This window comes from Aurantiacibacter xanthus (genome assembly GCF_003584015.1).
Lineage (GTDB): Bacteria > Pseudomonadota > Alphaproteobacteria > Sphingomonadales > Sphingomonadaceae > Alteraurantiacibacter > Alteraurantiacibacter xanthus.
In genome coordinates, this window is the sequence record NZ_QXFM01000098.1 from 1 (window position 1) to 2,288 (window position 2,288).

1 protein-coding gene is annotated in these 2,288 nt (G+C 68.4%); it reads left to right on the forward strand.

From position 1 onward, the window contains the following. Positions 1 to 2,288 (forward strand): condensation domain-containing protein (locus tag D2V17_RS10695; protein ID WP_147367359.1); only part of this gene is annotated, 2,288 nt, incomplete at both ends.

Here is a 2,288-nt window from a genome sequence, read left to right on the forward strand (position 1 = left end):
GATGAGGAAGCGCTGCGCCGGCATCTTTTTGCGGTTCTGCCGGATTATATGGTTCCGTCGGCGATTGTGGTGCTGGACGCGTTGCCGCTGACGGCGAACGGGAAGGTGGACCGCAAGGCGCTCCCTGCGCCGGGGCCTCAGGTGCGCGGGGGCGTGTCGGGGACGCCGGAAGAGGCGGTGCTGTGCGGCCTGGTCGGCGAGCTGCTGGGCATGGAACGGGTCGGTCCGGAGGACGACTTTTTCGCGCTTGGCGGTCACTCGTTGCTGGCGGCGCGGCTGGTGGCGCGGGTGCGCAGCGTGCTGGGCCGGGTGCTGGGCATCCGCTCGGTGTTCGAGGCGCCGCGGCTGGGCGATCTGGCCGAGCGGGTGCGGCAGGCGCCGCGGGCGACCCATGTCCTGACGGCGACAGAACGGCCATCGCGTTTGCCGCTGTCGTTCGCGCAGGCGCGGCTGTGGTTCCTGGACCGTCTGGAGGGAGCCGATGCGGCCTACAACATCCCTCTGGCGGCACGGCTGTCCGGTAGGCTGGATGTGGCGGCGCTGGCGGCGGCGCTGGACGATGTGGTGATGCGCCACGAGAGCCTGCGCACGCTGCTGAAGGATGATGGCGGAGAGCCCTACCAGGAGGTGCTCGAACAGGCACATGTCGTGCTGGATCGGCGGATCTGTGAGCCGGACGCGGTCGACGCGATGCTGGCAGCCGAGGCGGCGCGGCCGTTCGATCTGGCGTGTGACCTGCCGCTGCGAGCGGTGCTGCTGGAACTGGGGCCGGACGATCATGTACTGGCATTGGTCGTGCATCACATCGCGACCGACGGTTGGTCGATGGGGCTGCTGCTGGATGATCTGGCGAAAGCCTATCGGGCGAGGGCGGTCGGAGAGGCGCCGGACTACGATCCGCTGCCGGTACACTATGCCGACTATGCGCTGTGGCAGCGGGCGCTGCTGGGCGAGGAGGCTGACCCAGAAAGCCTGATAGGACGCCAGATAAACCATTGGCGAACAGCATTGGCGGGTGCTCCAGCGGAATTGATGCTCCCGCTGGATCGTCCCCGCCCTGTGCATCCTCTGCAGACAGTGGGCTCTGTTCCCTTCGCCCTGTCGGAAGATATGATAACGCGGATTGAGGCGCTGGCGCGCGGCCACGGCGCCACCCCGTTCATGGTGTTGCACGCGGCCGTGTCGGCGCTTCTGAGCCGACTTGGCGCGGGAACGGATATCGCGATTGGCACGGCGGTAGCGGGCAGGGCCGATGCGGCTCTCGAGGCGCTGGTGGGTTTTTTCGTCAACACGCTGGTGCTGCGGCTGGACCTTGGCGGCGATCCCGATTTCGGGGCGCTGGTGGCGCGGAGCCGGGAAGTGTGCCTCGACGCCTATATGAACCAGGACGTGCCGTTCGAGCGGTTGGTGGAGGTACTCGACCCGCCGCGGGTGCTGGGGCGCCAGCCCTTGTTCCAGACGATGCTGGTGCTGAACAGCGGGGCGGAGGGCAGCTTTGCAGCGCCCGGCCTGAAGACGCAGCCCCTGTCCGTCAGCGTGCCGACGGCGAAGTTCGATCTGTGCTTCACCTTCACCGAAGAAGATGGAGCCTGGCGCGGCGAGCTTGAATACAGCGCCGAGCTGTTTGATCGGGCAAGCGCGGAGGGCCTGGCGGCGCGCCTGATCGGCGTGCTGGAGCAGGGTGTGGCGGACCCGGACCAGCCGTTGCCGAAGCTGAGCGTGCTGCTGCCGGGTGAAGCGAGCCGACTGACAGAGGATTTCGCGGGACCTCGGCGCTCGCTGCCCGAACCCGCAACGCTGCCGGGGCTGTTCGAAGCGCAGGCAGCACGCACGCCGAAGGCGATCGCGCTCACGGACGGGGAGCGATCGCTGGACTATGCCGGGCTCGAGGCCGCAGCCAACCGCATCGCCTGGCGCCTGATCGGGCTGGGCGCGGGTCCCGAGACAGTGGTGGCGCTGGCGTTCGATCGGTCGATCGAGATGGTGACGGCGGTGCTGGGCGTGCTGAAGGCGGGCGCCGCCTATCTTCCGCTCGATCCCGATCTGCCGGCCGAACGCCTCGACTTCCTGCTGTCCGATGCGCGGCCGCAGGCTGTGCTGACGACGCGCGTGCTCGCCGACCGCCTGACAGGCCTGGCTGAGGCCGATGCCACACTGATCGCGATTGACGACGATGCCGGTCTCGATGCCGCGCCTGACCATGCGCCGATGGACGCCGATCGCGTCGCGCCGCTCGACCCGAGGCATCCCGCCTATCTCATCTACACGTCAGGCAGCACCGGTCAGCC